The 19,806-nt window shown below is 68.4% G+C and carries 19 protein-coding genes; 12 read left to right on the plus strand and 7 right to left on the minus strand.

Features of this window, described 5'->3' with window-relative positions:
- Positions 1-42 precede the first annotated feature (42 nt).
- Genes ACFOWB_RS11850 through ACFOWB_RS11860 form a run of 3 tightly spaced genes read left to right on the plus strand, consistent with a single transcriptional unit; the run spans position 43 to position 2,662 of the window.
- The gene (locus ACFOWB_RS11850) at positions 43-366 is read left to right on the plus strand and encodes an XdhC family protein (protein WP_378147463.1); all 324 of its coding nucleotides are present in this window, start codon (positions 43-45) and stop codon (positions 364-366) included.
- Positions 363-1,043: an XdhC family protein gene (locus ACFOWB_RS11855; RefSeq protein WP_378147465.1), complete on the plus strand. Its 681-nt coding sequence runs from the start codon at positions 363-365 to the stop codon at positions 1,041-1,043. Before ACFOWB_RS11850 ends, ACFOWB_RS11855 begins: the two co-directional genes overlap by 4 nt.
- Positions 1,040-2,662 carry an NTP transferase domain-containing protein gene (locus tag ACFOWB_RS11860; RefSeq protein ID WP_378147467.1) on the plus strand — a complete coding sequence of 541 codons (1,623 nt, stop codon included), beginning with the start codon at positions 1,040-1,042 and terminating at the stop codon, positions 2,660-2,662. The genes ACFOWB_RS11855 and ACFOWB_RS11860 overlap by 4 nt, the downstream gene beginning before the upstream one ends.
- A 60-nt stretch (positions 2,663-2,722) precedes the next feature.
- On the opposite strand, the gene ACFOWB_RS11865 is transcribed toward ACFOWB_RS11860, so the two are convergent.
- Positions 2,723-3,046, minus strand: coding sequence for a hypothetical protein (locus ACFOWB_RS11865; RefSeq protein ID WP_378147469.1), 324 nt, complete (start codon positions 3,044-3,046; stop codon positions 2,723-2,725).
- Between the two features lie 117 nt (positions 3,047-3,163).
- A complete protein-coding gene (locus tag ACFOWB_RS11870) occupies positions 3,164-3,370 on the minus strand; it encodes a DUF2256 domain-containing protein (protein ID WP_378147471.1) in 207 nt (68 codons plus the stop codon).
- A 232-nt stretch (positions 3,371-3,602) separates the two neighbouring features.
- On the opposite strand from ACFOWB_RS11870, the gene ACFOWB_RS11875 reads away from it, so the two are divergent.
- Positions 3,603-5,144 (plus strand): cryptochrome/photolyase family protein, encoded by a 1,542-nt coding sequence (locus tag ACFOWB_RS11875; RefSeq protein ID WP_261402444.1) that lies wholly within the window; start codon positions 3,603-3,605, stop codon positions 5,142-5,144.
- A 129-nt stretch (positions 5,145-5,273) separates the two neighbouring features.
- On the opposite strand, the gene ACFOWB_RS11880 is transcribed toward ACFOWB_RS11875, so the two are convergent.
- Positions 5,274-5,744, minus strand: a complete 471-nt coding sequence (locus ACFOWB_RS11880) for a DUF488 domain-containing protein (protein WP_378147473.1) — start codon at positions 5,742-5,744, stop codon at positions 5,274-5,276.
- Positions 5,741-6,247 (minus strand): hypothetical protein, encoded by a 507-nt coding sequence (locus ACFOWB_RS11885; protein WP_261402445.1) that lies wholly within the window; start codon positions 6,245-6,247, stop codon positions 5,741-5,743. The genes ACFOWB_RS11880 and ACFOWB_RS11885 overlap by 4 nt, the downstream gene beginning before the upstream one ends.
- A gap of 250 nt (positions 6,248-6,497) precedes the next feature.
- On the opposite strand from ACFOWB_RS11885, the gene ACFOWB_RS11890 reads away from it, so the two are divergent.
- Positions 6,498-6,776: an usg protein gene (locus ACFOWB_RS11890; protein WP_261402446.1), complete on the plus strand. Its 279-nt coding sequence runs from the start codon at positions 6,498-6,500 to the stop codon at positions 6,774-6,776.
- A 158-nt stretch (positions 6,777-6,934) separates the two neighbouring features.
- Here ACFOWB_RS11890 and ACFOWB_RS11895 read toward each other — a convergent pair whose 3' ends face one another.
- Positions 6,935-9,124: a glycoside hydrolase family 3 N-terminal domain-containing protein gene (locus ACFOWB_RS11895; protein WP_378147476.1), complete on the minus strand. Its 2,190-nt coding sequence runs from the start codon at positions 9,122-9,124 to the stop codon at positions 6,935-6,937.
- A gap of 126 nt (positions 9,125-9,250) precedes the next feature.
- Here ACFOWB_RS11895 and ACFOWB_RS11900 point away from each other — a divergent pair, with 126 nt between their 5' ends.
- The 5 genes from ACFOWB_RS11900 to msrP all read left to right on the plus strand — a co-directional run bounded on the left by ACFOWB_RS11900 (position 9,251) and on the right by msrP (position 15,514).
- Positions 9,251-10,171: an NAD(P)-dependent oxidoreductase gene (locus ACFOWB_RS11900; protein WP_261402448.1), complete on the plus strand. Its 921-nt coding sequence runs from the start codon at positions 9,251-9,253 to the stop codon at positions 10,169-10,171.
- Positions 10,172-10,331: 160 nt separating this feature from the next.
- A complete protein-coding gene (locus tag ACFOWB_RS11905) occupies positions 10,332-12,095 on the plus strand; it encodes a serine hydrolase domain-containing protein (protein WP_261402449.1) in 1,764 nt (587 codons plus the stop codon).
- Between the two features lie 370 nt (positions 12,096-12,465).
- A complete protein-coding gene (locus ACFOWB_RS11910) occupies positions 12,466-13,668 on the plus strand; it encodes a pyridoxal phosphate-dependent aminotransferase (protein ID WP_261402450.1) in 1,203 nt (400 codons plus the stop codon).
- A gap of 202 nt (positions 13,669-13,870) precedes the next feature.
- A complete protein-coding gene (locus ACFOWB_RS11915) occupies positions 13,871-14,410 on the plus strand; it encodes a DUF992 domain-containing protein (RefSeq protein ID WP_378147479.1) in 540 nt (179 codons plus the stop codon).
- Positions 14,411-14,509: 99 nt separating this feature from the next.
- Complete coding sequence (msrP, locus tag ACFOWB_RS11920; protein WP_378147481.1) at positions 14,510-15,514, plus strand: protein-methionine-sulfoxide reductase catalytic subunit MsrP; 1,005 nt, start codon at positions 14,510-14,512, stop codon at positions 15,512-15,514.
- 16 nt (positions 15,515-15,530) lie between these two features.
- Here msrP and ACFOWB_RS11925 read toward each other — a convergent pair whose 3' ends face one another.
- Positions 15,531-16,856 (minus strand): carbohydrate porin, encoded by a 1,326-nt coding sequence (locus ACFOWB_RS11925; RefSeq protein ID WP_378147484.1) that lies wholly within the window; start codon positions 16,854-16,856, stop codon positions 15,531-15,533.
- Between the two features lie 298 nt (positions 16,857-17,154).
- On the opposite strand from ACFOWB_RS11925, the gene ACFOWB_RS11930 reads away from it, so the two are divergent.
- On the plus strand, positions 17,155-17,433 hold the full coding sequence (locus ACFOWB_RS11930; RefSeq protein WP_261402453.1) for a high-potential iron-sulfur protein: 279 nt from the start codon (positions 17,155-17,157) through the stop codon (positions 17,431-17,433).
- 41 nt (positions 17,434-17,474) lie between these two features.
- Here ACFOWB_RS11930 and ACFOWB_RS11935 read toward each other — a convergent pair whose 3' ends face one another.
- Complete coding sequence (locus ACFOWB_RS11935; protein ID WP_261402454.1) at positions 17,475-18,851, minus strand: aminotransferase-like domain-containing protein; 1,377 nt, start codon at positions 18,849-18,851, stop codon at positions 17,475-17,477.
- A gap of 317 nt (positions 18,852-19,168) precedes the next feature.
- Here ACFOWB_RS11935 and ACFOWB_RS11940 point away from each other — a divergent pair, with 317 nt between their 5' ends.
- The gene (locus tag ACFOWB_RS11940; protein ID WP_261402455.1) at positions 19,169-19,651 is read left to right on the plus strand and encodes an MSMEG_0572/Sll0783 family nitrogen starvation response protein; all 483 of its coding nucleotides are present in this window, start codon (positions 19,169-19,171) and stop codon (positions 19,649-19,651) included.
- Positions 19,652-19,806: the final 155 nt, after the last annotated feature.

Genomic DNA, 19,806 nt, shown 5'->3' on the forward strand with positions numbered 1-19,806 from the left:
CGGTCGTGGCTATCTGGCGTGAAGCCGGAACTTCGAAGTCCCATGACAGATCCGATCCGAGACCCGCTCATTGTCGCCGAAGCCTGGGCCAGGGAGGGCCGTGCGGTCGCGCTTGCGACCGTGGTGGAGACCTGGGGCTCGGCCCCTCGGCCGGTCGGCAGCCATCTCGCGATCGACGCCGACGGAGCGTTCGAAGGGTCGGTTTCGGGAGGCTGCGTCGAGGGCGCGGTGGTGGCCGAGGCGGTGGAGGTCATCGCCTCCGGCTCTTCGAGGATTCTCGAGTTCGGCGTCGCGGACGAGACGGCCTGGGAGGTTGGACTCTCCTGCGGCGGGCGAATCCGGGTGCTGGTCGAGAAGGTCGCATGAGGCTCGAGCTTCTCGCCGCCCTCAACGCCGCCCGCGCGGAGCGCCGAGCCGCGGTGGTCGCGACCGCGCTCGACGGCGGCGCCCAGCGGCTGATCCTCGATTCCGCGGGAGACCCGCTCGAAGCGGCGATCGAAATCGCAATCCGGGCTGGAACGAGCCGGCTCGTCGACAGCCCCGAGGGTCCGGTGTTCCTCAACGTCCACCGGCCGCCCACCCGAATCGTCGTGGTGGGCGCGGTCCATGTGAGCCAAGCGCTCGCGCCGCTGGCCGCCGCGCTCGGCCATCATGTGACGGTGGTCGATCCCCGCACGGCCTTTGCGACCGAGGCCCGCTTCAGCGGCGTCGACCTTGTGGCCGACTGGCCCGACCGCGCGCTGCCGGCGGTCGGCCTCGACGCCTTCACCGCGTTTGCGGCGCTCACCCATGATCCGAAGATCGACGATCCGGGCCTCGTCGAGGCGCTGAAAGCCAATTGCTTTTATGTCGGGGCGCTCGGGTCGCGTAAGACGCACGCCAAGCGCGTCGAGCGGCTTGCGGCGTTGGGCGTCGCGCGCGAGAAGATCAACCGCATCCGCGCGCCCATCGGACTTCCGATCGGCGCCTCGTCGCCCGCCGAGATCGCTTTGTCGATCCTCGCCGAAATCACCCAGGCCATGCGCCTGCCGGAGGCCCCATGAAGTTCGGCCCCGTCGCCATCGAACGCGCGGTCGGCGCGGTCGCGGCCCATGCGCTGAAGTCCGGCGGCCACGTTCTGCGCAAGGGCGCGCGCGTGACCGAGGAGGATGTCGCGGCGCTCGCCAAGGCAGGCGTCTCGGAGATCGTGGTGGCGGAGCTCGCCGCAGACGATGTTCCGGAGGACGAGGCCGCCCGGCGCATCGCCGCGGCGCTGCTCGGCCCCGAGGTGCGGTGCGAAGCGCCCTTCACCGGCCGCTGCAATCTCTTCGCCGAAAAAGCCGGCGTGCTGATCGTCGACCGCGCGGCCGTCGACGCGCTGAACGAGCTCGATGAAGCCGTGACCTTCGCGACGCTCAGCGAACACGCCGCGGTCGCCGCCGACGCCATGGTGGCGACGGTGAAGATCATTCCGTTCGCGCTGTCGGAGGAGATCGTCGCCAGGGCCGAGGCGCTCGCCCGCTCGCGCGCGCCGCTGGTCTCGGTCGCGCCCTATTCGGTGCGGCGCGTGGCGGCGATCTCCACCATCCTGCCGGGCCTCGACGCCAAGGTGGTGGACAAGACCATCACCACCTTCGAGCGGCGGCTGCAGCCGTCGTCCGCAAAACTCATCGCCGAGCGGAGGGTGCGCCACAACGAGGCGGCCTTGACCGCGGCGTTGAAAGAGATCGAGCCCGACAAGGCCGAGCTCATCGTGATTTTCGGGGCCTCCGCGGTCACCGACCGGCGCGACGTGGTGCCGGGCGCGATCGAGGCGGCGGGCGGCGTGGTGGAGCGGCTCGGCATGCCGGTCGATCCCGGCAACCTGCTGCTGCTCGGCCGAATTGGCCGCGCGACCGTGCTGGGCGCGCCCGGCTGCGCCCGCAGCCCCAAGGAAAACGGGTTCGACTGGGTGCTGAACCGGCTGCTCGCCCGCGCCCCCGTGGGCGCCAAGGAGATCGCCTCGATGGGCGTCGGCGGCCTCCTGATGGAGATCGTCTCCCGTCCGCAGCCGCGCGCAGCCGCGGAGACCCCGCGCGTGACGCCAAAGCCGAAGATCGCAGGGTTGGTGCTCGCGGCCGGCCGTTCGACCCGCATGGGCGGGCCGAACAAGCTGCTGGAGCCGCTGCTCGGCCGCCCGATGGTGCGCCACGCCGCCGCCGCCGCGCTTGGCGCGGGGCTCTCGGAAGTCGTGGTGGTGACCGGCCATCAGGGATCGGCGCTTGAGGCCGCGCTTTCAGGGCTTCCGGTGCGCTTTGCGTCGAATCCCGATTACGCCGAGGGCCTCTCGACCTCGCTGCGCGCAGGGCTCGCGGCGCTCAGCCGCGACGTTGACGGCGTCGTCGTTCTGCTCGGCGACATGCCGGGCGTGACGGCGCCGCTCGTCCGGCGCATCGCGGAAGCGTTCGAGCCGGAGACCGGCGCGCATATCGTGACGCCCGCCCGCGGCGGCCGGCGCGGCAATCCGGTGCTGTGGGGGAGGCGGTTCTTCCCCGACCTCGCCCGCGTCGAGGGCGACGTCGGCGGCCGTCATCTGCTCGAGCTTCATCCCGAGGCCGTGCGCGAGGTCGAGGCCGAAGACGACGGCGCGCTGATCGACGTCGACACCCCCGAGATGCTCAAGGCCCTGCAGGCGATCCGATAAAAAAGAGGCTCCCCGGGGGAAGCCGGGAAGCCTCTAGGGACTGCGCTGGGGAAAAGCGGATCAGCAGGCCGGACGCACGACCTTCACGAGCTCGCCACGGGCGTTATAGTGGCTCGTGACCGTCTGGCCGCAGGCCGGATAGACGACAGCCGGACGATAGGCCGCGCTGGCGATCGCGGCGCCCGCCGCAAGGCCGAGACCGCCGAAAGCGAGCGTGCGGCCGACGCCCCAATGGCCGTCATGATGGTCCCAGCCGCCATGGTGATCCCAGCCATGGCCGCCCCAGCCGCCGCCGTGGAACGGCTCGGCGCTGGCGGGAAGCGTCGCGCCGACGAGAGCGACGGCGCAAAGGGCGGCGGGAACGAGGGCGCGAAACGACGTCATGGACGTCACTCCTGAGAAAGGCTCGCCGAAGTCTGCGGAACAGCGCCGCCCCGGAATGGGAAAGCCTCGGTGGGCTCTCCCAAACAACGGAGCGGAGAAGTCGTCGTTCCCGGATGTCTAATCTTTAATATATGGCTGTTTGGTAATATTCGGCGAAGATGTGGCAGTCTTCGGTTCGCCTGCTGTCTTCGCGCGCCGGCAGCGCTCGGAGCAGTAAAGGACCTCGTCCCACACCCGCTCCCATTTCTTGCGCCACGCGAAGGGCCGGCCGCAGACAGGGCAGGTCTTGGTCGGCAGGTCGGATTTTTGGGTGCGTTTTGGCATTGCTATCCGGTTCGCTCGGACGGGCCGACTGCGTGCTTCGAGACGCCTGGCTTGCGCCAGGCTCCTCAGCATGAGGACATTTGGCGCAAGCCATATCCCAACCCTTCCTCATGCTGAGGAGCCGGCGAAGGCGGCGTCTCGAAGCACGCAGTCGGCTTGCGCAGCTCTTCCGGGAACCGCCGCGCTCCGCCCTGCGTAACACCGCCATGCTCCTCCCTACACCCGGCCGCTGATGCCCAAAACTCTCCGCTTGCTGCTTGGCGACCAACTCACGCGCGGGATCGCCTCGCTGAAGGATCTCGATCCCGAGACCGACGTCGTTCTGATGGCGGAGGTCATGGAGGAGGCGACTTATGTCCCGCATCACAAGCAGAAGCTCGTTTTCCTGTTCGCCGCCATGCGGGCCTTCGCTGAGGAGCTTCAGGGCGAGGGGATCGAGGTCGACTATGTCAGGCTCGACGACGCCGAAAACACCGGCTCGCTCGGCGGGGAGCTGAAGCGCGCGGTGAAGCGCCACAAGCCGTCCCGGGTCACGCTCACCGAGCCCGGCGAGTGGCGGGTGCGCGAAATGTTCGACGACTGGCGCGAGGAGCTCGATTGCGACGTCGTCATCCGCGAGGACGACCGCTTCGTGTGCTCGCACGCTAACTTCGAGCGTTGGGCCGATGGCCGCAAGGCGCTCAGGATGGAGTTTTTCTACCGCGAGATGCGCCGCGCTGCCGGCCTCCTGATGGACGGCGACAAGCCCGAAGGCGGCCAATGGAATTTCGACGTCGAGAACCGGAAGAAGCTGCCGAAGAGCCAGAAAATCCCGAAGCGGCTGCGCTTTCCGGCGGACGCCAAAACGCGCGAGGTCATCGCGCTGGTCGAAAAGCGTTTCCCGAAGAATTTCGGGACGCTCGAAGACTTCGGCTGGGCGGTCACGCGCGACGACGCGTTGAAAGCGCTGAAGGAGTTCATCGCCTCCGCGCTCGAAAATTTCGGCGACTATCAGGACGCCATGAAGGCCGGCGGCCCGTTCCTCTTTCACGGGCTGGTCTCGCCCTACATCAACGCGGGCCTGCTGACCCCGCTCGAGGTCTGCGAGGCGGCCGAGACCGCATATCGGGCCGGCAAGGCGCCGCTCAACGCTGTCGAAGGCTTCATCCGCCAGATCATCGGCTGGCGCGAATATGTCCGCGGGATCTATTGGCTAAAGATGCCGGAGTATCGCGAGACCAATCATCTGGGCGCCAAGCGCAAGCTTCCGGATCTCTATTGGACCGCCGAGACCGACATGAACTGTCTCGCCAATTGCGTGGCGGACACGCGCGACCACGCCTACGCGCACCACATCCAGCGGCTGATGGTGCTCGGTAACTTCGCGCTGTTGGCCGGCGTTTCACCGCGGGAGGTGCAGGATTGGTATCTGCTCGTCTACGCCGATGCTTACGAATGGGTGGAGCTTCCCAACGTCCATGGCATGGTGCTGTTCGCCGACGGCGGGCTGCTGGGCTCAAAGCCCTATGCGGCCTCGGGCGCCTATATCGACCGCATGTCGGACTATTGCGGCGACTGCGCCTACGACGTGAAGGCGAAGGCGGGCGAGAAAGCGTGTCCGTTCAACTATCTCTACTGGGATTTTCTCATTCGCAACGAGAAGAAGCTCTCGGGCAACAACCGGCTCGCGATGCCGTATCGGAATCTCGCGCGGTTCGAGAAAACGCGGGTGGAGGAGATCCGGGCCGACGCGAGGAGGTTTCTGGAGAGCCTGCCCGCCACCTATGAGGGGTGAACCGCTCTCGTCCCGGACTCGATCCGGGACCCAGAACCGACAGACGCTCAGAATGCAGCACGGAGGCGGCGGAGCCTTGTTGAGAAACGTCTCGGTTCTGGGTCCCGGATCAAGTCCGGGACAAGGGAGCTATGGCCGCTCGAAACTCGCCGGCAATGGGTGCAGGTGTTCGAGCGTCACGCCGGTCAGCGCCGCTTCGACGCGTTCGGCCACCATCATGCGGTGGCAATGCTCGGGTTCGCGCTCGAAGCACAGCAGGCAGAGCTTTCGGCCGTCACGCACAAGCTGGATAAGCCCCGCCAGATCCTCCTGCGCGGCGTCGGTCTCCAACTGTTCGGCGAAGATCTTTTTCATCTCCGCATGCCGGCCCGCCCGCGCCGCCGCTCGGCCCTCCGCCGGGGTGCCCAGCGCGCGCAGGTGCAGGTAGCCGAGGCCGCGCTCGTCGACGCCCGCGGACAGCGCGCGCTTCGAGAAACCGGGACGCCGGGAGTTCGCCACCGCGCGGATGTCCACCAGCACGTCGACGCCTGCCGTCACCAGCGCGTCGTTCAGCGCCGCGGGCGTTGCGCCCTCATAGCCGATCGTGAACAGGCGGCTCATTTCATCGGACACGCCCAGACCTTCTCCACTTTGGCGGCGAAACGCACCGCAGGATAACCGTCGAAGAACGCCGGGATCACGAAAACGCCTTCGCCCGCTGGCGGCACAAGCCCCGCGCCCGTGAACTCGATCGGGTTCAGGTCCATGTTCTGCGCCGTCACCTCCACCTTCGTCAAAGCCCTGTCGGCGAAGGGATTCTTGAAGTCCCAGACGAAGGTGTTGGACTGGACGTAATAGCTTGGCGTCTCGGCGCGCAGCTTCTTCAGGTCCTCCTTGCTGAGCGGCTCGGCCTTGCAGTCAGTGAGGGCAGCGAGCTTGCCCTCGCTCTGCAGCCTGTCGCGCACGGCGCCCTCGCAGGTTTGCCGGCATTCCTTGGCGGCGTCGCGGATCTGCTGGTCGTCGGACTGGCTCTGGATCTTTCCCCCGAGACATTCCCGGAAGCAGGTGGCGGAGGCCGGCGCGGCCGAGAGGGCCGCGAGGCTCAGCGCGATCACAAGGCGCATCGAGGTCTCTCCCGTGTCGCCTGTTTTTGTGCGGCCGTCTCGCGGCCTCGGGCGACAAAGAGATTCTAGCTCTCGCGAGAGGAGGATCGAGACGTCCGCGCGGCCCTGTCAGCACTCATCGCGGAGCGCTGCCAAATATCTGTTCTACAAGGATTTTTAACGTTGCGGGATTGTCATGGAGCGACGGAGGCGTCCCTAATCCAAATGCGGCGCGAAGGCAACCGCGCCCATCGAGCGATGGAGGTTTTCCATGAGCGGATGCGCGAGATCGGACTTTCAGAAGCAGATCGACGGCTTCGGCCTCACCACGGCCGAGATCCTTTACCGGATGCCGGATCATCCGGGCCTGCTGCAGTCTTACGTCTGGCAGGACTACGACCGCTGCCCCGAATATCCGGTGCTGCGCGGCTTCCTCGACTGGTGGCGGCGCGAGATCGAGGGCGTGCTGCATTCGGTGCGCGTCGGCCACAAAGCGCTGATCGGCCCGGCGGACTTCAAGCCGGTGAGGGCGGAGTTCCGGCTGAACTGAACGCTTTTCGAGAACCGCCGCCCACCGTGTCCCGGACTTTGATCCGGGACCCAGAACCGATACCGCTCGCAACCACAAGCGCGACGCCGTGGAACTCTGCTTCTAAACGACGTCGGTTCTGGGTCCCGGATCAAGTCCGGGACAAGAAAGAGGGCGCTTTACGGCCGATACTCGAACCGCGCCGACTTGGTGTCCTCGGCGTCCGGGCCCGTCATGACCTCCACGCCGCCGGCAGCGATCTCGAAACCGGCGCCGGACGTCCAGTAGCCAAAATCCTCGGGCTTGAGCTTAAGCGCCACTTCGCGCGTCTCGCCAGGCGCGAGCTCGACGCGGGCGAAGCCGCGCAGTTCCCTGGCGGGCCGGGCCACCCGAGCGCTCAGCGGACGGACATAGAGCTGCGGCACCGCGACCCCCGGTCGCTTGCCGACATTGGTGACGCGCACCGTGACCGTCTGGTCTTCGCCGCGGCGAAGCGTCGGGCGGGCGATCGTCGGCGCGCCATAAGCGAAGTCCGTATAGGCGAGGCCATGGCCAAACGGATAGAGCGGCTCGGGGCTCTGGTCGCGATAGCCGGAGGTGTAGGGGTCGGTCGGATCGTAGGGGCGTCCGGTGATGCGCTGATCGTGGTGGATCGGAACCTGGCCGAGCGCGCGGGGCATGGTCATCGGAAGGCGACCGCTCGGCGAGACGTCGCCCATGAGGACTGCCGCAAGCGCCGCGCCCCCCATGGTGCCGGGCTGCCAGGCGTAGAGGACCGCCGGCGCTTTCTCGGCGAGCTCGGTCAGCGCCAAAGGGCGGCCGGCGAACACCACGACGACGGTCGGCTTGCCGAGCGCGAGCACCGCGGAGGCGAGCGCCATCTGGTCGCCCGGCAGTCCGAGTTCGGCGCGGCTCGCCCCTTCGCCCGACTGGTCGAATTTCTCGCCGAGCGCCAGCACGACGACGTCGGCGCGGCGCGCCGTCTCGACCGCGGCCTCGATCTCTTCTTCGCGCGACGCCGCGGCCGTGCCGCCCGGCGTGAACGTCACCTTGCCCTCGCCGAGGCGTTTTTCGAGGCCCATGCGCAGCGTGACGGTTTCGGACGGCTCTCCGCGGCCCGCCCAGGGGCCGAGCGTGTCGGCGGGGGCGTCGCCAAGCGGTCCGATCAGCGCGACGTCGTTGACGTCCGGCGCGAAGGGCAAGGCGCGGTCCTTGTTCTTCAGCAGAACGAAGGATTTTTCGGCGAGATCCTGCGAGGCCGCCAGGTGCTCGGGCTTCAGCGCAGCCTGGGGCGCGGCGGTGAGCCCACGCATCGGATCCTTGAACAGTCCGAGCGACTTCTTGAGCGTCAGCACGCGTCGGACCGCCTCGTCGAGCGCCGCCGGCTCGATCTCGCTTTCCCGCACGAGCAGCGGGAGATGCTCGACGAAGGCCCGCGACTCCATGTCGAGATCGGCGCCCGCCGTGAAGGCGAGTTTCGCCGCCGACCGATCGTCCTCCGCCACGCCATGCGTGACGGTTTCGTGGATCGCCTTGAAGTCGCTGGTGACGACGCCTTTGAAGCCCCATTCGCCCCGGAGGACGTCGGTGAGCAGGCGGCGGTTGATCACCGTCGGCGCGCCGTCGGGGGCGTTGAAGGCCGACATCATGCACTGGGTTCCGGCGTCCGCCGCCGCGCGGAACGGCGGCAGATAGGTTTCGCGCAAGCCCCGCTCGGAGATGTCCTGGGCGGTGTAGTCGCGTCCGCCCTCGACGGCGCCGTTGGCCCCGAAATGCTTGACGCAGGACTTGGCGAAGCTGTGGCCGCCGTCTCCGTCGACGCCCTTCACGCGGGCCTCGGCGATCCTTGAGGCGAGGTAGGAGCTCTCGCCGGGGCCCTCCACCACGCGGCCCCAGCGAGCGTCGCGGGAGACGTCAAGCATCGGAGTCAGCAAGAGATTCACGCCGTCGGCCGCGGCCTCGCGGGAGGCGATGTCCTCGGAGCGGCGGATCGCCTCAATGTCGAAGCTCGCGGCCTGGGCGAGCGGGGTCGGAAAGATCACGCGGTAGCCGTGGACGACGTCGAGCGCGAGGATCAGCGGGATCTTGAGGCGGCTGTCTAGAGCGCGCTTCTGTAGCTCGCGGGCGGTCTCGAAGCCGTGGACGTTGAACAGCGAACCGACCGTCCCGTCCTTCAATCCCTTGGTGATCGGGTCGAACTTGGTCTCGTGCATGGGCACGAACGAGACCATGTTCAGCTGCCCAGCCTTCTCCTCCAGGGTCATCTTTCCGATCAGCGCCTCAATCTCCGGATCGCGCGCCGGCTCGGCCATGGCTGGCGCGGCGGCGAAGGCGGCGGCGGCGAGGAGGATGAGGCGGCGGAACGTCATCGGGCGCGGGTCTCCTGAAAGGCGCCGGGACGCTTAGCACGGACGGCGCGGAAATCGCCTGCTTGCCCGATCACATCGCGCGCGCCAAAACCGACGCCCTTGCATCTCCAGCCATGGAGCCGTCCCATGAGTTCCTTGCCGCGCGTCGCCTTTCTCGGAACCGGCCTGATGGGGTCGCAGATGGCCCGGCGGCTCATCGGCGCAGGCTATCCGGTCACGGTCTGGAACCGCAGCCGCGCCAAGGCCGAGCCGCTTGGCGGGGAGGGCGCGGTGGTGGCGGACGGCGCGGCGGAGGCGGTGGCGGACGCCGCCATCGTCATCACCATGCTGACCGACGGCCCGGCGGTCACCGACACGCTGTTCGGCGCGGCCCGCGTCGCCGAGTCGCTCGCGCCCGGCGCGCTCGTGATCGACATGAGCTCGATCTCGCCTGCGACCGCGCGCGACCACGCCCAGCGGCTCGCCGCCCACGGCAGGCGCCACATCGACGCCCCGGTGTCGGGCGGCGTCAGCGGCGCGGCGGCGGGCTCGCTCGCCATCATGGCGGGCTGCGACGAGACCGACTTCGCCGAGGCCCTTCCGGCGTTTGCGCCGATGGGACGCGCGACCCGGGTCGGGCCCTCGGGCGCGGGGCAGCTTTCGAAGCTCGCCAATCAGGTAATCGTTGGCGTCACCATCGGCGCGGTGGCGGAGGCGCTGCTGCTGGCGGCCGCCGGCGGGGCCGATCCCGCGGCGGTGCGCGACGCGATCCGCGGGGGCTTTGCCGAAAGCCGCATCCTCGACGAGCACGGACGCCGCATGCTGGAGCGCAATTTTCTGCCCGGCGGCAAGGTGCGAACCCACATCAAGGATCTCGACACCGCGCTCGCCGAGGCGCTCGACTCCGGCGTCACCCTGCCGCTCACCCAGAACGCCCGCGACCGCTTCGCCTTCGTGCGCGACGCCATGGGAGGCGGCGGCTACGACCACACCGCGCTGCTGCTCCAGCTCGAGGAGGCGGCCAACGGCGCAAGGGTCGGCGAAGGAAAGGATCAGCTGCCCGGATGACAGACTCCGCGGCGGGCGGCCTCCTGACCGAAGGTTGTTCCAGTTCGGCCCGGCTTTCCGCGACGGTCGAAAATGGCCGTTAAGACTTGCGGGGTACCTCATGACCGGGCGCCGGCGTTGGGCGCCGATGCGGGGGGCGGTCGTCATGGCGGTTTCGGGCATGTCTTCGGTCGGAATGCGCGCGCTCTGCCTTGCGGCGGCGCTCGGCCTGGGCGGCGCCGGCGCGGCCCAGGCCGGCTCGGTCCGCGACATCGTGCGGATGAACGCCGAACGGCTCGTCACGTCGGGGCAGGCGCCCGGCGTCGCGGTCGCGGTGATCGAGGGCGACAAGGCTCCGAAGTTCTTCACATTCGGCGAGGCCACGATCGCCGTCGGGGACGCTCCGGCGGTCCCGTTCGGGCCGAACATGCTGTTCGACCTCGCCTCCATGACCAAGGTCTTCACCACCAATCTGCTCGGCCAGCGGGTCGCCTCTGGCGCGCTCGAGCTCAACCAGCAGCTTGCGGACTTCTCGGCTCAGACCGGGCCGCTCCAGCCGAAGGCGGGCCGGATCAGGCTCAAGGATCTCGGCGCCTTCACCGCCGGGCTCTCCAACCAGCCTCCGGTCTGCATCAACGGCGACGCTCAGGGCTGCATGCCGTCCGACCGGCCGAGCTATTCGGCCTACACGGCGGCCGAACTGGCCAGTTATCTCCAGACCGCCGTCCCGATGGATTTCTCGAAGTGGCCCTACGAGGCGGCCAAGCGCCTTCCCGCGCCGTATCTCTATTCCAACATCAGCGTGGGACTGCTCGGCCTGCTGATGGGCGGCCCGGCCGGCCAGCCGATTTCCAACGCCAACGTGTTCGGCTGGTACGACGCGGTGAACGCCGAGATCCTCCAGCCGCTCGCGATGCGCAACACCTTCCTCATCGTGCCCGAGGCCGAGCAGTCGAGGCGGGTCTCCGGCTACGCCCAGGCGACGGCGCGGGCCCTCGTCTCGGGCGGCGCCGTGACAGACTTCCAGATGACGGAGGCCGGGGCCAACTATTCGGCGCCGCCGCAGGTCGTCGTCTCGGGCGGCGGCGGGACCGGCGCGACCGCGACCGCTGCGATCAACCCCAAGGGCGAGGTCCGGTCGGTCACTATCACCGGCGGCGGGCAGGGCTATGTCGCGCCCGCGCTGGTGACCTTTTCGAACGGCGGCTCGACGACCATGGCCGACGCCGAGCTCGTCGTGGCGAACGGCAAGGCGATCGGCGTCCGGGTGAAGGCGGCGGGAGCAGGCTATCAGCGGGCTCCGACGGTCACCATCACCGGCGGCCGCAGCGCCGGCGGCGCGGACGCTCAGGCGACCGCCTATGTGGCCAACGGACAGGTGGTCTACGTCTCGCTCGACGCGCCGGGCGCGGGCTATGTAGATCCGCTGACGGTGACGATCGCGCCGGGCGAGCCCTACATGAACGTGGTGACCGCCTGGGCGCCGGCCGGCGGCCTGAAATCGTCGATCAAGGACATGGCGAAGTTCGCCGCCGCCGCCATGGGGCGCCCACGCGACCCCGCGCCCGAGGCGCTGCTCGAAGGCTTCCGCATCGCCCAGCGCCCGCAGGCCTGCGGGGAAACGATCTACGCTCCCGCGCTCTCGACATGCCCGGCCGGCGTGCCGCGGTCGGCGCTCGCATGGGTGGTCGCGCCGCGCGACGACGCCAACCGGGTTCCGAGCGTGGTGTCGAAGGTCGGCGGCCTGCCGGGCTTCTCGAGCACGATCGCGCTGATGCCGAAGCGCTCGCTCGCCGTGGTGATCCTCGTGAACTCGCACTCCTCGCTGGAGGAGGCCGGCTCGGCCTTCGCGACGCGGACCGCGGAGAACATCCTCTACGCGCTCTATTACGAGCGCTGCGGCGGCAAGACGCCGGGCTCGGGAGCCTGCAAGTCGACCGACTGAGCGGCCGAACCATTACGGACGGCGTCCGAAGCGCCGTCAGCCGATCGTCGCAGTGGGCTTGGTCGCCCGCGACCGCTGCTGAATCGTGACGTGAACGCCCCGGCTCTCGCCGTCATGCCCGGCGGAGCCGGGTATCCACGACTTTCTAGGAACGTGAAGCGCTACGCCGAAGTCGTGGATACCCGCGCGAAGGCGCGGGCATGACGCGGCGGCTCATCCGAGCGCCATCGTGTTTCGGATCCGCCTTTCGACATCCATCGCCTATCGCCGTCGGCGAACGGCGCGTGGAAGCCCCGGCGCGCCTTGCGCGTACGTGCGACCGAGCCTAGAAACCGCGCCGTCGCAGCATCACGAGTTTTGGAGCCCTGTCATGGCCTTCCTCGCCGACGCGCTGTCGCGCGTAAAGCCGTCCGCCACCATCGCGGTGAGCCAGAAGGCGCGCGAGCTGAAAGCCGCGGGCCGCGACGTGATCGGCCTCGGAGCCGGCGAGCCGGACTTCGACACGCCGCAGAACATCAAGGACGCGGCGATCGACGCCATCCGGCGCGGCGAGACCAAGTATCCGCCGGTCTCCGGCATCGCCCCCCTGCGCGAAGCCATCGCCCAGAAGTTCAAGCGCGAGAACGGGCTCGACTACAAGGCGAGCCAGACGATCGTGGGCACCGGCGGAAAGCAGATTCTCTACAACGCCTTCGTGGCGACGCTTAACCCCGGAGACGAGGTCGTGATCCCGGCTCCCTACTGGGTGAGCTACCCCGAAATGGTGGCGCTGAACGGCGGAACGCCGGTCTTCGTCGACACCAGGATCGAGGACGGCTTCAAGGTGCGCCCCGAGGCGCTCGAGGCCGCGATCACGCCGAAGACCAAGTGGTTCCTGTTCAACTCGCCCTCGAACCCGTCGGGCGCCGCCTATTCGCGCGACGAGCTCAAGGCGCTGACCGACGTGCTGGTCCGCCATCCGCATGTCTGGGTGCTGACCGACGACATGTACGAGCATCTCGTCTTCGGCGGCTTCGAGTTCACCACGCCCGCGCAGGTCGAGCCCTCGCTCTACGAGCGCACGCTCACCATGAACGGCGTCTCCAAGGCCTATTGCATGACGGGCTGGCGCATCGGCTACGCGGCGGGGCCGGAGCAGCTCATCAAGGCCATGGACATGGTTCAGGGTCAGCAGACCTCCGGAGCCTGCACGATCGCGCAGTTCGCCGCGCTCGAGGCGCTCAACGGCCCGCAGGACTTCCTGCCGGGCTTCCGCCAGGCGTTCGAGCGGCGGCGCGACCTCGTCGTGTCGATGCTCAACCAGGCGAGCGGCCTCAAATGCCCGAAGCCGGAAGGCGCTTTCTACGTCTATCCGTCCTGCGAGGGGACGATCGGCAAGACCGCGCCGTCGGGGAACAAGATTGAGACCGACAAGGATTTCGTGACCGAGTTGCTCGAGGCCGAGGGCGTCGCGGTGGTGCAGGGCTCGGCCTTCGGCCTCGGCCCGAACTTCCGCATCTCCTACGCGACCGCCGACGCCACGCTCGAGGAGGCCTGCCGCCGCATCCAGCGGTTCTGCGGATCGCTGCGCTGAAACGGGATGAAATCGTTTTCGCCGAATTTCGCCGCAACTCGGACAGACGGCCGCCGTTAATGATCAGCCATCATGTGGCGTCGACGCATCGCCGCAGGGCCGGCGCCGACGCCGCGTGGAACCAAAGCGCGCCCGGCGGGGGCTTTTCCCCCGACGCTTCCGCCGGAAGCGCGCTTTCAGAGCCTTCAGTCTGGAGACTGAGATGACCCTCCTGATCCGTTCGGCGCTCGCGGCGGCGGCGCTCTCCGTCGCGGCCTTCGTCCTGCCCGCGGTCGCGGCCGACGACGCCCATCCCTTCGTTACGATCAAGAAGGTCGGCCGCAGCTACGAGCCGGTCTCGGGCTATCAGGTCGGCACGCTGCGCTGCGAGATCCCGGGCGGGATCGGCTACATCGTGGGCTCGCGCCGCGACGTCTCCTGCGAGTACCGGCCGAATGTCGGCCGCAACGCCGTCGATCTCTACATGGGCCACATGAACAAGATCGGCGTGGACGTCGGCAAGACCGGCCTGAGCGTGCTCGCCTGGGCGGTGGTGGCCCATTCCAAGGATCTCGGCCCGGGCGACCTCGCGGGCAAGTATCGCGGCGCCTCGGCGAGCGTTTCGGCGCTCATCGGCGGCGGCGCCAACGTGCTGATCGGCGGCTCGGACATCACCGTCTCGCTCCAGCCGCTCAGCGTCGAGGGCCAGACCGGGTTGTCGGTCGCGGCGGGCTATTCGTCGCTCACGCTCAATCCGATCTGACGCTCCTCGCAGGATCGTGAGACTTTTGCGGCGGCCGGGGCGTAACCTTCGGCCGCCGCTTTGCGTAACGCCCATGACGACCTTAACGAGGAGATCGGCATGCTGATCCGGCGCGTTCCGTCCTGGGCCATTCCCGAAAGCCATGCGACGCCCGAGCGCGTCGCGCTGAACCGGCGCCTGTTCATGGCGGGCGCGGCCGCGGGCGCCGCGGGCCTGACGCTCGCGCCCGACGCCGCCAAGGCCGGCATCTTCGACATCTTCAAGGCCAAGGAGCCTCCCAAGCCCGACGCGCCCGACCCCTCGGCCGGCCTCTATCCGGCCAAGCGCAACGAGCTCTACAAGCTCGACCGCGACGTGACGCCCGAGCGCTTCAATCTCGGCTACAACAATTTCTACGAGTTCGGGACCGACAAGGGCGACCCCGCGCAGAACGCCGGCGCGCTGAAGACGCGGCCCTGGACGGTCAAGATCGCCGGCATGGTCGAGACCCCGCGCGAGGTCGGGATCGACGACCTGCTGAAGGCGCTGCCGCTCGAGGAGCGGCTCTATCGCCACCGCTGCGTCGAGGCCTGGTCGATGGCGCTGCCCTGGACCGGGATCCCGATGAAGGACTTCGTCGCCTGGGCCAAGCCGCTCGGCTCGGCGAAATACGTGACGATGAAGACCTTCCTCGACAGCGACGTCGCGCCCTATCAGGCGAGCCCGCTCTACGACTGGCCCTATACCGAAGGCCTCACCATCGAGGAGGCGACCAACGAGCTCGCGTTCCTGGCCACCGGCGCCTACGGCAAGCCGCTCGCCAAGCAGATGGGCGCGCCGATCCGCCTCGCCGTGCCGTGGAAATACGGCTTCAAGTCGGTGAAATCGATCGTGAGCTTCGAGTTCACCGACAAGCGCCCGAAGACGCTGTGGGAGGCCGCAGGCCCGCGCGAATACGGGTTCTGGGCAAATGTGAACCCGGAGGTCTCGCATCCGCGATGGAGCCAGGCGCAGGAGCGCGTGCTCGGCACCTCGGAACGGCGCCCGACCCTGCTCTACAACGGCTACGCCGAGCAGGTCGCTGGCCTCTACAGGGGACTCGAGGGCCAAAAGCTCTTCATGTGACGAGGCGCTCGTCGCTTCAGAACGTCACGACGGTGGTGACGCCGAACACGGTCGCATTGGGGATGCGCTTGCCGCCGTCTTCGGGCGGGCCGCTGCCCGGGCGAACCACATATTGCAGCGTCGGCTGAACGGTGAAGCCCGGCAGCAGCTGCGCCTTGTAGGTCGCCTCGATGATCCCCTCGAAGCGGCGGACGGCGCCAGCGAGCCCGCTCGCGGCGTTCTCCGCGCGGTCGACGTCGGCGAGGCGCGGCGAGAAGTCGGCGTAGGCGGCCGCGATCCCGAACTTGTCGTCGGGCCTGCCGGGCACGAGCCCGCTCGCGACGATCCCGCCGTCGACATAGAAGCTGATCGCGTTGCGGTCCGGGCGTCCGGCGATGACGCGGGCGAAGACGCCGATCCCGGCCTGCGGATCGTCTCCGGGCGCGCGCCAGACCTGCTGGTCGACGATGGCGTAGAAATTGACGTTCCCGCGGTGGCGACGCGGATCGTCGTTCGAGCCCGGCGAGCCGAGCACCAGCCCGTCGGTTCCGTATTTCAGGTCGTCGAAGCGGCCGAAATGGCCATAGCCGCCGAGCTTCAGCACGCCCGGCAGGCCGTTCAGCCCGTCGAAGGCGAGGCGCGACTCGAGGATGACGAGCGGCGGATCCTTCAGCCGGAAATTGAGGCCGTGGCGATTGGCTTTTTCCGGATCGGCGGCGTCGGGGCGCGCGGGCGTCCCGTTGTAGATCGCGCCGACGAGGGTCAGGTTCTCGCTCGCCTTCCAGGTCGCCTGGACCCCGAGCGAGGCGAACGGATAGGCCGGACCGCCCTGCGGCAGGTTCTCCGACGGCGGCGCGGCCCAGCCGAGCGTCGCGCCGATGAACATGTCCTCGGAGTATTCGCTTTTGATGAACTCCTCGTCGGCCGCCATCTGGCCAAACCGCAGCGACAGCCGGTCGTCGATCTCCTGGTCCCACCAGAGTTCGAACAGCCGCGTGGTCGGTCGCGCGCCGATGTCGTTCACCGACATGAGGTTGCCGACATACTCGTCGGAGAGATCCTTGCCGTGGATCTGGAGCATGCTGGCGTGGAGCCGGCCGCCCTCGACGCCGAAGACCTTCTCGCCGTCGAGCTCGAGAGCGAGGTTCAGCAGCCCGCTATAGGTCGCGTCCTCGCGCATGCCGCCGTCGAGGATCGCGCGCGGGTCGGCGAAGTAGAAGCCCGAGAGCCGGAAGCCCTTGTCGGCCAGCGCGTCGCGCGCGTTCTTCAGGACGGATAGCGCCGGGACATGGTCGAGGATCGAGGGCTCCGCCTCGTCCTCCCCGGCCGCCGCGGGCGATGCGAGCCCAACCGCGACCGACAACGCCGCGACGCCCGCCGCTGACCGCCAACACACCCGCATGCCGCCCCCGATTCCGTCGTTCGTGAGCGCGACGGTCGGCGAACTTTGGCGAAGGGCGAGGGGACCCACAACGGCGTAATCGCCGAACTTTTTTCTAAGTGATTTTTAAGAGACAACCGAAGCGCTTAGGCGCAGGTCGCTCAAAGCTCCCTCATGGGTTGCTCTAGCTCTTTAGAATTATAAAAGATTGAAAACGAGACCGTGAGTTTCAGCTTCCTGTTCGGGCCCGGCGAAAGACCGGCCCGACTGGGAGGAGACCATGACGAAAATCGTCGATGAAGGGCGTCGCGTCGTCATTTCGCGCCGCATGGCGCTCGGCGGCGCGGCCGCGATCGCGGTGGGCGCGGCGTGCGCCGCCACGGGACCGGCGCGGGCGCAGACCAAGCAATCTCAGGCGGACGTGCAATATGTCGCCAAGGCCCCGGCCGGCGACAAATGCTCGGGCTGCGCGATGTTCCAGCCGCCGGAAGGGTGCCAGGGCGTCGAGGGCAAGATCAGCCCCGAAGGCTGGTGCAGCCTCTATACGCCGAAGGCCTGAGAACCGGCCGTCCGACCTGCCCGGCGCGGCCGGGCGGCCCTTCAGAGCGCTGTGAGCGCCACCTCGGGCGCTTCCTCGAGCGCATGCGCCATGAATTCGAGCGCGCGCGCGAGCTCGCTGCGGGAGATCGGCCCGCCGAGGCACACCCGCGCGGCCTCCGGCGGCGCGCCGGCGGCCACGAAGGCGTCGCTCGCAACGACCCCGAGTCCGCTCTGCCGCATGTGGGCCATGAAGGCCGAGCGGGTCCAGGGCGCGGGAAGCGAGAGCCAGAGGTTGAAGCTCAGCGGGTCGGCGCGGAACATGTCTTTCGGGAGGATTTCGGCCGCGAGCTTCTGGCGCGCCGCTGTCTCGGAGCGGATGAAGCGCAGCAGCGTGTCGGCCGTGCCGTCCTCGATCCAGCGCGTCGCGAGCGCGACCGTGAGCGGCGACGCCATGACGCTCGAGGCTCTCAGCGCCGCCGCGAACGGCCATGCGGCGCGCGCCGAGGGCGCCACCACATAGGCGGTGCGCAACCCCGCGCCGATGCATTTCGCCAGCCCCGCCACATGCCAGGTGATGTCCGGCGCGATCGCCGCGAAGGGCGAGATGCGCGCGGTCGGCACGAAGCCGTAGGCGTCGTCCTCGACGATCGGCACCTCGTAGCCGCGCGCGATCTCGGCGAGCACGCGGCGCCGCTCCTCCGAGATGGTGAGGGTGGTGGGGTTCTGGAGCGTCGGATTGAGGTAGAGCGCCCTAGGCTTCAGGCGCTCGCAAGCCTGCGAAAACGCCTCCGGCGTCACGCCGTCGTCGTCCATCTCGAGCCCGATAAGCTTCAGCCCGAGCTGCGCCGAGATCGCCCGCACGCCCGGATAGGTGAGCGCCTCGCAGAGCACCACGTCGCCCGGCCGCGCGAGAACGGTGAGGATCGCGAGCAAAGCCGGATGCGCGCCGGGGGTGACGAAGACCCGGTCCTGCGTCGGCACGAGGGCGCGGCGTCCGAGCCATGAGGAGGCCGCGTCCTTGTCCGGCTGCGCGCCGCCGAAGCCCTGATAGCGCAGCAGCGTGACGAGATCGGAGGCGATCTCCGAAAAGCCCTGCCGCATGAGGGCGAGAAGGGCCTCGTCCTCGGGCTCGGGCGGCAGGTTCATGGAGAGGTCGACGAGGCCGCGGCGCGCAGGCGAGGCCGGGGTCTGGGCCCGCGCGCAGACGAAGGTGCCGCTGCCGACCCGCGACTCGACGAGGCCGCGCCGCTGGGCCTCCACATAGCCGCGCGCGACCGTCGTGAAGTCGACCTCGAGGCGCCGGGCGAGCGCGCGCTGGGGCGGCAGCCGGTCGCCGGCCGCGAGCTTGCCGAGCGCGACGTCGGCCTCGATCTGGTCGGCGATCGCGAGATAGCGCGGCTTGTCGCTTGCGCTGAGATCCGCCGTCCATTCGCGCATGCGTTGTCCGCCCCGATGCGGCGCGCTCCTGCGCCGGCTGAATTGACTGCATAATGTTGCGCGGCGGTCCTGTCACCCTTCTTGCATGGAGGACTGTGCGCTTCGTCACGCCGGAGCGGCGCGGCCGAAAGCCCGGCGCTGCTCAATATGCAGGCGTGCTCAGCCTAAAACGTCATCGCTTCCGGCGACGTGCGCAATGACATTGAATGTATAATTGAATGCATATTGTTGGATTTTGAAGGGCAGTCAATCTGGCATGGGGGTTGCGTAAGGGTCGCTACCGTCGGTGGACACGCCGACCAGCCAAGGAGCGCGCAATGCCCGAAGTGACGATGCCGTTTCACAAGGACGGCGACTTCCTCGTCGACTACGAGGACAAGAAGTTCGAGGACGTCAAAGCCGCTCCCGGCGAAAAGGCGCTCGTCACCTTCCACACGGTGGCGTTCGAGGGCTCGATCGGCCTCGTGAACCTTCTCCAGGCCTCGCGGCTGATGTCGAAGGGCTTCGAGACCTCCGTCCTGCTCTATGGTCCGGGCGTGACGCTCGCGGTTCAGCGCGGCTTTCCGACGCTCGGCGCCGAGGCGTTTCCGGGCCATCTCAACTTCAACAACCGCATCAAGAAGATCATCGCCGACGGCGGCAAGGTCTACGCCTGCCGCTTTGCGCTGCAGGCGCTTTACGGCCACGGCGAGCCGTCGCTGATCGAGGGCGTGATCCCGATCAGCCCGCTCGACGTGCTCGACCTGATCCTGCTCCACCGCAAGGACAACGCCTTCATCCTCAACACCTGGACGCTGTGAGCTGAGCGGGCGCGGAGGACGCGCGTCATCCCGGACGGCGGCGCAGGCCGACGATCCGGGATCGTCCTCGAAAAAGAGGCGATGGCGCCAGACGCGGAGAGCGATCTCGGCTCTCCGCTTCGACGGGGCCGGGATGACGTGAGAGAACGGAGGCC

Origin of the sequence: Chenggangzhangella methanolivorans (assembly GCF_042648545.1) — a bacterium.
Taxonomy (GTDB): Bacteria; Pseudomonadota; Alphaproteobacteria; order Rhizobiales; family Methylopilaceae; genus Methylopila; species Methylopila methanolivorans.